At 71.4% G+C, this 6,676-nt stretch carries 6 protein-coding genes; 3 read left to right on the plus strand and 3 right to left on the minus strand.

Annotated elements, in window-relative coordinates; genetic code table 11:
• Positions 1–68: 68 nt before the first annotated feature.
• A complete protein-coding gene (locus AB0F62_RS03025) occupies positions 69–767 on the minus strand; it encodes a helix-turn-helix domain-containing protein (RefSeq protein WP_361791477.1) in 699 nt (232 codons plus the stop codon).
• Between the two features lie 294 nt (positions 768–1,061).
• Here AB0F62_RS03025 and AB0F62_RS03030 point away from each other — a divergent pair, with 294 nt between their 5' ends.
• Both AB0F62_RS03030 and AB0F62_RS03035 read left to right on the plus strand, forming a co-directional pair.
• Complete coding sequence (locus AB0F62_RS03030) at positions 1,062–2,441, plus strand: NAD(P)/FAD-dependent oxidoreductase (RefSeq protein WP_361791479.1); 1,380 nt, start codon at positions 1,062–1,064, stop codon at positions 2,439–2,441.
• 117 nt (positions 2,442–2,558) lie between these two features.
• Positions 2,559–4,208: a SpoIIE family protein phosphatase gene (locus AB0F62_RS03035; RefSeq protein WP_361791481.1), complete on the plus strand. Its 1,650-nt coding sequence runs from the start codon at positions 2,559–2,561 to the stop codon at positions 4,206–4,208.
• 25 nt (positions 4,209–4,233) lie between these two features.
• Here AB0F62_RS03035 and AB0F62_RS03040 read toward each other — a convergent pair whose 3' ends face one another.
• The gene (locus AB0F62_RS03040) at positions 4,234–5,481 is read right to left on the minus strand and encodes an MFS transporter (protein WP_361791483.1); all 1,248 of its coding nucleotides are present in this window, start codon (positions 5,479–5,481) and stop codon (positions 4,234–4,236) included.
• Positions 5,482–5,597: 116 nt separating this feature from the next.
• Here AB0F62_RS03040 and AB0F62_RS03045 point away from each other — a divergent pair, with 116 nt between their 5' ends.
• The gene (locus AB0F62_RS03045) at positions 5,598–6,161 is read left to right on the plus strand and encodes a MarR family transcriptional regulator (RefSeq protein WP_361791485.1); all 564 of its coding nucleotides are present in this window, start codon (positions 5,598–5,600) and stop codon (positions 6,159–6,161) included.
• Positions 6,162–6,431: 270 nt separating this feature from the next.
• Here the strand turns inward: AB0F62_RS03045 and AB0F62_RS03050 are convergent.
• On the minus strand, positions 6,432–6,676 hold a 245-nt coding region (locus tag AB0F62_RS03050; protein WP_361791487.1), incomplete at its 5' end, for a hypothetical protein.

The following is a 6,676-nucleotide window of genomic DNA, read 5'->3' on the forward strand; positions in this document are numbered from 1 at the left end:
AGCATCAGAACCACCCGTCCGGGGAGTTTCACCCCCCGGACGCGGGTCATCACCTGAACGGGTCAGCCTCATACCGCCGGACGGGACCGCAGTCCCTCCAGCAGGATGTCCAGCAACCGGGCCGAGGCGGCCGCCTGCTGCGCGGGATCCGGCAGCGCGGGCGCCGACGTGGCGATGACCAGCAGCACATCGGCCACCGACACGTCCGCGCGCAGCTCACCGGCCGCGCGCGCCCGGTCCACCAGCTGCCCGACGACGTCCAGCAGCGTGGCGATCCCGGCACCCGACGCGGCGGCGTCGGCCGCGCCGCGCTGCTGCGGCACCCGCGCCCCCTCCGCCGCACCGGCCGGCTGCACCTGCAGCACCTGCGGCGGCAGCAGCCGCCCGGCGCCGGAGGCCACCGACGTCCGCAGGAAGCGGGACAGCGCCGACCAGGCCTCCTCCTCCTGGCCCAGGGCCGCGCGCGCCTGCTCCGTCAGCCGTGCCGTCTCCTCCTCGGCTATGCGCCGCACCAGTACGTCCTTGCTTGGGAACCGCCGGTAGACGGTGCCGACGCCGACCCGGGCCCGTCGCGCCACGTCCTCCATCGGCGCGCCGTACCCCAGCTCGCCGAAGACCTCGCGAGCGGCCCGCAGCACATGCTCGAGATTGCGCTGCGCGTCGACGCGCAGCGGAGAAGTGCGCCCCCCGCCGCCATTGCGGGCAGCCGGATCGGGATGGCCGCTCACCGTCGCGGTCATCGCCCATTGCGAGTCCTGGATATGCATATGTGTATCCCCCGGTTAATCGCGTCTCCCCCCGGAGACTCCCCACCCCTTGAGCGCCGGGACACGGCGTACCACACCGCACAGGCACCCCGGCGAGTAACGAACATAGTTGAGCCCCGGTCAAGAATGAAGGGGCAACCCGTGCACGATCGGCGTACCGCGGCCGCCGATTCTCCGTCCGGGCGCTTCCCACCGGTCAGCAACCCGCCCGTGACCTGCCGGACATCAGGATTCGGCCATTCATTGCCGTACGCCCTGTGGACAAACCCCGATGGCCCATTGCCTCATGGAACGATGGCAGCACTCAAGGGGTCGTCCGGCGCGGCCGAAGAATCCGGGATCCCGCGCATCCTGGTCGTCGGCGGCGGTTACGTGGGCATGTACACCGCTTTGCGACTGCAGCGGAAGCTGCGGCACGAGGAAGCGGAAATCGTCGTCGTGGAACCGCAGCCCTACATGACCTATCAGCCCTTCCTGCCCGAGGCGGCGGCCGGCTCCATCTCGCCGCGCCATGTCATCGTGCCGCTGCGCCGGGTGCTGGACCGCTGCACGCTGGTCGTCGGCGAGGCGCGGCGCATCGACCACGCCAAGCGGGTCGCCACCCTGACCACCCTCGCCACCGAGGACGAGGGCTCCGGCGCGCTCGAACTGCCGTACGACCATCTGGTGCTCGCGCCCGGCTCCGTCTCCCGCACCCTGCCGATCCCCGGCCTCGCCGAGCACGCCATCGGCTTCAAGACCGTCGAGGAGGCCATCGGGCTGCGCAACCACGTCCTGGAGCAGCTCGACATCGCCTCCTCCACCCGGGACGTCGAGGTCCGCGAGGCCGCGCTGACCTTCGTCTTCGTCGGCGGCGGCTACGCCGGGGTGGAGGCGCTCGGGGAGCTGGAGGACATGGCCCGCTACGCGGTGCGCTACTACCACAACGTCGAGGCCGGCGACCTGAAGTGGATCCTCGTCGAGGCCACCGACCGGATCCTCCCCGAGGTCGGCGAGGACATGGGCCGGTACGCCATCCGGGAGCTGCGCGGCCGCAACGTCGACATCCGCCTGAACACCCGGCTGGAATCCTGCGAGAACCGCGTCGCCGCCCTCGACGACGGCTCCCGCCTCCCCACCCGCACGGTCGTGTGGACGGCCGGCGTCAAGCCGCACCCCGTGCTCTCCCGCACCGACCTGCCGCTCAACGGCCGCGGCCGGATCGCGTGCACCGCCGCCCTGCGGATCGCCGGAACGGAGAACGCGTGGGCCGCGGGCGACGCCGCCGCCGTCCCGGACATCACCTCCGACGACCCCGACGCGCTCTGCGCCCCCAACGCGCAGCACGCCCTGCGCCAGGCCCGCGTCCTGGCCGACAACATCGTCGCGAGCCTGCGCGGCGAGCCCCTGACCGACTACCGTCACGCGTACGCGGGCTCGGTCGCCTCCCTCGGCCTCCACAAGGGCGTGGCACAGGTCTACGGGCGCAAACTCAAGGGCTACCCCGCCTGGTTGATGCACCGCGCGTACCACCTCAGCCGAATGCCCACCTTCAACCGGAAGGCGCGCATCCTGGCCGAATGGGTCCTGTCCGGGCTCTTCAAACGGGAGATCGTCTCGCTCGGCTCGCTGGAGAACCCCCGCGCCGAGTTCGAGCTCGCCGCGGAGACCGGACGCAAGCCCGACGCGCCCTGACCGCCAGTGCGGATGCGGTGGCCGATTCCCCCGGAGCGGCGGGTCGGCCACACTGGACCCCGTGACCAAGCGTGCGCCAGCACCTGCAAAGAGTGACAATTACGAGGAATCGGACGTTTGAACCTCACGCGTTGGAGCGCCCGGCTCCCCGGAACACAGCGACGCAATGCCCAGGCGGCGGCCGCCGGTGCCGAACCCCCGTCCGGCGGAGCGGTCCCCGCCGCGCGCGGTGAGACCGCCGAGCACCCCGACGCGCCGGCGCACACCCTCGACGCGCTCCCCGTACGCGAGGTGCTGGGCAGGCTGCCCGCCCTCATCGCGGTCACGCACGGGCCGACGCACCACCTCGGCTACGTCAACGAGGCCTGGACCGAGGTCTTCGGCCCCCGCACCCCCGGCGAGCCCGCCCGGGAGACCCTCCCCGAGCTCGCCGAGCTCGGCCTGCTCCCCCTGATGGACCAGGTCTTCCGCAGCGGCAAGCCCCGCACCGTCAAGGCCCGCAAGGTCGCCACCGCGACCCGCCAGGGCTACTTCACCCTCACCTGCAGCCCCGTCCCGGTGAGGGACGGCGGCGACACCGGCGGCGTCCTGGTCTTCGCCACCGACGTCACCGACCAGGTCCAGGCGGCCGAGCGCCTGCGCGAGAGCGAGCGCCGCCTGCACGCGACCGCCGTCACCCTCCAGCGCAGCCTGCTCCCCCAGGAACTCGAGCAGCCCGACGACCTGCGCGTGGCCGCCACCTACCAGCCCGGCGGCACCGACGCCGCCGTCGGCGGCGACTGGTACGACGTCATCACCCTCGGCGCCGGCCGCACCGCCCTGGTCATCGGCGACGTCATGGGCCGCGGGGTGCGCGCCGCCGCCGTCATGGGCCAGCTCCGCACCGCGGTCCGCGCCTACGCCCGCCTCGACCTGCCCCCGCACGAGGTCATCCAGCTCCTCGACGGCCTCGCCGCCGAGATCGACGCCACCCAGATCGCCACCTGCGTCTACGCCGTCCACGACCCCAGCGAGGGACGGCTGTCGTACGCCTCCGCCGGCCATCTGCCGATCGTCGTACGCGACGCCGACGGCACCGTCCGCCGGGCCGACGAGCCCACCGGCCCGCCGCTGGGCACCGGCGGCTGGGTCCACACCTCCGGCTCTGTCCCCCTCGGGCCCGGCGCCACCGCCGTGCTGTACACCGACGGCCTCATCGAGCGCCGCGGCGAGGACATCGACGAGGGCGTCTCCGCCCTGATGAACGCCCTCGCCGGCGCCACCGGCAGCCCCCAGGTCATCTGCGACCGCCTGCTGCGCGCCCTCGGCGTCACCTCCGAGCACGCCGACGACGTCGCCGTCCTCGTCATGCAGTACCCGCAGCGCGAGGGCAACGACTCCGAGCTCTTCCGCAACGCCTCCCTGGAACTGCTCGGCGGCATCGAGGCCGCCCCGCGCGCCCGCGCCTTCGCCCAGGGGGTGCTGACCTCCTGGCGCTTCCCCGTCGAACTCGTCGACCTCGGCGTCCTCGCCGCCAGCGAACTGGTCGCCAACTCGCTCCAGCACGGCGTCCCGCCCATGCGGCTGCGGCTGCGGCGCACCGACCGGCGCCTGATCATCGAGGTCACCGACGGCGACGACCACCTGCCGCGCCGCCGCCGCGCCGAACCGGCCGACGAGGCCGGCCGCGGCATCTCCATCATCGCCACCATCGCCTCCGCCTGGGGTTCCCGGCGGACCCCAGGCGGAGGCAAGGCGGTGTGGTGCGAGTTCGCCCTGCCCGGCTGACGCCGGCCGCGGAACGGGCCGGCGGCTACGCCGCCAGCACCGGCTCACGCAGCGGTTCGTCCTGCCGGACCGTGAGCCGCCGGCCCAGGCGCAGGGACAGCACGCTGACCGCCAGCGAGCAGCCCACCAGCATCACGATGTACTCGGTGTACAACCCGCCGCCGGCCATCAGCCCGCCGACGGCCGGCCCCACCGCCAGCGCCAGCTGCTTCACCAGCGCGAACGCCGAGTTGTACTGCCCGACCATGCGCTCCGGCGCCATGTCCGCCACCAGCGGCGCGACGGTCGGCGACAGCATCGCCTCCCCGAGCCCGAACAGCGCGTAGGTGCTGATCAGCATCGCCGTGGCGATCCCGTGCGCGGAGCCCATCAGCCCGGACAGCCCGGCGACCACCCACGCCAGCGCCCACAGCACGCCGACCGCCGCGATGACCCGGCTGCGCCGCCGCCGCTCCACCGGCCGCAGGACGAGGAACTGCGCGACCACGATCGCCGCGGTGTTGGCCGCGAGTGCGATCCCCAGCGTCGCCGGCGACACCTTGGTCACCTCGACCGCGAACGCCGACAGCCCCGATTCGAACTGCCCGTAGCAGGCGAAGAAGAGCACCCCGCCCAGTACGCAGAACTGCACCATCGCCCGGTCCGCGAAGAGCACCCGCCATCCGCCGGCCGCCCGCTCCGCCGGGGCCGCCTCCATACGCGCCGGCTTCGGCAGCCGCACGGAGGCCACCACGACACCGAGGACGACGAACATCGCGGCCTCGATGGAGAACAGCACGGTGAAGGAGCCGGGCCGCGAGGTGTCGACCAGCAGTCCGCCCAGCAGGCCGCCCACACCCAGCCCGAGGTTGCTCAGGAAGAACTGGGTCGCGAAGGCCCGGGAGCGGGTCCTCGGCGTGGAGCACCACACGATGAGCGTGGCCAGCGCGGGCTGCATCACCGCGATCCCGGCACCCATCACCGCGGACGCGGCGATCACGAGGGCGGCGCTCGACGCGAGCCCGAAGCCCATGGCGCCCACCGCGGCGGCGACGGCACCGGCCAGCAGCACGGGCAGCGGGCCGCTCCGGTCGATCGTCCGACCGGTGAACGGCAGCACGGCGAGCGCGGCGACTGCGAACGCGGACAGCACGACGCCCGCCGTGCCCGCTCCCAGATCCCGCACCTGCGCCACATAGACGAACAGGAACGGGACGGTGAAGCCGTTGCCGAACGCGCTCAGCGCGTTGCCCAGCTGGATCCGGCGCAGCGCGGCGCCCATCGCGGTGGTCACACTCACCCCTTAGGTCAGTAGTCCTTGAACGTGAAGACTTGAACTCTAAACTTCGAAGCTAAACAGTACATGCCAGAAGTCTTTAGGGCCAATGAGTTTCGTGGGACACTCATGCCATGACGAGCGCAGCCGACGGTCATGCCGGCACTCCGCATGAGCTGGACCTCGACGAGCAGATCGCGATCTACCAGCGCGAATACCCCGAGGTGGACCCCCAGGTCGAGAAGATCGTCACGGCCCTGGGCAGGCTCAACCGCCGTATGAACGTGGGCTACAGCCGCCAACTGTCGGCGGTCGGCATCACCAGTGCCGAGTGGGAGGTCCTCAAGGCCCTTGTGGTCGTGGGCCGTCCTTACCGTCTCGGCCCCGGAGACCTGGCCAAGCGCCTGGGGCTCACCCCCGCCGCGATGACCCACCGCATCGACCGCATGGTCTCCGAGGGGCTGGTCACCCGGGAGCGCGACGAGAACAACCGGGTCCGCGTCATCGTCGAGCTCACCGACCTGGGGCGCGGCAAGTGGCTGGAGACCATGCGCATGGCCTCCGCCTTCGAGGCCGACCTCCTCCAGGACCTCGCCGCCGGCGAACGCAACGTCCTCGGCGACCTCCTGAGCCGTCTCCTCCGTCGCGTCGAGGCCGACCAGCCCGACGCCGGCGGCCGTCTGAAGGACCTGGACTGACCCGGCTGCCCCGGTTTGACAGACGTACGGGGGATCCGTAATGTTCTCCGAGTTGCCCGCCGGTGAACGCCGACTTCGGTCGGTCCCCGGGCAGCCATCCCGCAAGACCCACCTCGACGAACGGCTTCGTGTCGTCTCGTTCGCGTGTGCGTTTTCCCGGAATGAGGATCGACGGAATTGCTCGATTGGCATCGGGCGCCACTGATCCGCTAATGTTTCACCAGTCGGAACGGCCCAACAGCCGGGAAGACAAACCCCGCTGACTGGGGATCAGGACGGAAACGGTCTGATAGAGTCGGAAAAGCCGAAAAGCGAAAGCCGGACGGCGAACCCCCTCCAGAGGGTGGCAGAGAAGGAAATCGGATCTGCTAAGCTGGAGACAACGAAGGGAAAGCCCGGAGGGGCCGGTGAAACGGTCTCGAAGGAAGCTTCCGTTCCTTGAGAACTCAACAGCGTGCCAAAAGTCAACGCCAGATATGTTGATACCCCGTCCATCCGGTTCGGATGGTCGAGGT

The sequence above is a fragment of the Streptomyces sp. NPDC026673 genome, from assembly GCF_040638135.1.
In the GTDB taxonomy this organism is placed as follows: Bacteria; Actinomycetota; Actinomycetes; order Streptomycetales; family Streptomycetaceae; genus Actinacidiphila.